Annotated in this window: 3 protein-coding genes; all 3 read left to right on the forward strand. The window is 44.9% G+C overall.

Annotated features, from left to right (window positions below):
* The first annotated feature begins 191 nt into the window (after window positions 1-191).
* From QUA10_RS28955 to QUA10_RS28965, 3 genes are read left to right on the forward strand one after another with little or no spacing between them, the layout of a single operon-like run.
* The gene (locus QUA10_RS28955; protein ID WP_333085961.1) at window positions 192-764 is read left to right on the forward strand and encodes a tyrosine-type recombinase/integrase; all 573 of its coding nucleotides are present in this window, start codon (window positions 192-194) and stop codon (window positions 762-764) included.
* A gap of 8 nt (window positions 765-772) precedes the next feature.
* Window positions 773-1,111, forward strand: coding sequence for a hypothetical protein (locus tag QUA10_RS28960; RefSeq protein ID WP_333085962.1), 339 nt, complete (start codon window positions 773-775; stop codon window positions 1,109-1,111).
* 4 nt (window positions 1,112-1,115) lie between these two features.
* Window positions 1,116-1,466, forward strand: a complete 351-nt coding sequence (locus QUA10_RS28965) for a hypothetical protein (RefSeq protein WP_333086487.1) — start codon at window positions 1,116-1,118, stop codon at window positions 1,464-1,466.
* Window positions 1,467-1,701 lie beyond the last annotated feature (235 nt).

Below are 1,701 nucleotides of genomic sequence, written 5' to 3' on the forward strand. Positions count from 1 at the left end.
ACTTCTCAAGTTTAAGTAAGATTACAATGCTCGCTGGTAGGCTTCTAAATTCTTAAGAAGTTGCTCTTTTAGATAAATCAGCAACTGTTTAAAAAAATAAAACAACCGGGAATCAACGGTTTTGGCTGCTAGACTAAAAACAGCAACTAAACGGTTGCTAGTATGGTAGTATTTACGCAAAATCCGCAACTGTGAAACTTTTAAGGTTCGGGCAAGCTACGCCGCTTCGCCAATCCACTTTTAACCAAATTAGCAACCATTTTGCAACAGATGTTTACAAATTATTTTTAGGAATTGCTTGGTACACTGGGGAGAGACCAGGCGCAATCCTAAAAATAGACGTTAGTCACATCTACCAAAACCCTTTAACGCGCCAACCGCGCGAGAAAGTGATTTATCCGGGCGCTAACCGCAAGGACAAGCAAACGCGCGAGCTAGATATTCACAAGGATCTCAAGTTACTGCTGAGAGCTTACCAGCCGCCTGAATCGGGATTTCTATTCCCTTCTTTATATCGCTCGGATAAGCACTTGAGCTCCCAGGCTGTAGATAAAGCTTTTAGGCGCGCGGTAAAAAAAGCTGGGTTGGAGCATCAAGGATTCTCGCTTTATTCTGCACGGCGCGGTTTTATCACTCGCTTAAGTGAGCAGGGGTACGATGTCAAGTTGATTCAACGCGCAACAGGCCATAGAAGTCTGTCTTCACTGGTGCGATATATCGAAGTGTCGGACGCCCAATTAAAAAATGCAATTGATAATTTTTAGAATCAAAAATGACCTTATTTAATCCCAGTCAAGTACAACAGCAACAAGTTACCAAATTCCCTGGTGGCAGCTCTATCGCGGAATTTGCATTGACGACATCACCAGTTACCGTATTGTCTGATCGCAATACTGCGAACAACAGACGGGGATTGATGCTTTTTAATGATGGAACAGCCAACGCCTTATTTACTTTGGGTACAGGCGTTTCTGCAACTGCTTTCACGGCCGAAATATTGCCGGGGGGGTACTTCGAGGATTCGGCAGCCGCCCCTTGGCAAGGGCCTGTGATGATGCGGAGTACAAGCAGCCCCACTACTGTCAACGTCACCGAAATAGTAATTATTTAATTTAATGCCTTTATCTAATCCCATTACCGAGCCTCAAATCCCCCAGCCGATCGCCCGCGATAGCGAAGTGACAGCGGCTATTGTAAATCGGTTCATAACAAAATCAGGAATTACCGCACTCAATCAAGGAGGCATTGCGACTCTCCCGCTTTCCCTTGTAGGTGACACTATAACAGGGGTGCAAGTTTTAGTACGCCAAAGCCCAAACGCGGGTGTAAGCCCGAGCTATATCAGAAGCCTCGGGTACATGTACGATTGGTATTACGATCCTAATTTTTTCTATCTTATAAATCATCCTTCCGACTCTTACAATATTTTGGGAAAACCTTTTAGCGTCATTTTTACTTGTTTATGAAAGGGATTATTGAAGATTTCAAAAGTGCTGCTATAGCGATCGCGCTTCCGCTGCTTTTGCCTGAGTAATCGGCAAATCTTTGATGTCGCCCTGATGTGGATGTGTTTACGAATCGAACGATCGCGAATCATTTTTTTAGTAAAAGGGCAATTTCTGCGGGGGGGATTCCGGCAACTAAGAGCGATCGCACTTCCCGCACTTTCTCTTGGGCGATCGGGGAATCCGTGTTACCGCC

The sequence above is a fragment of the Microcoleus sp. Pol8_D6 genome, assembly GCF_036700965.1.
Classification (GTDB): Bacteria; Cyanobacteriota; Cyanobacteriia; order Cyanobacteriales; family Microcoleaceae; genus Microcoleus.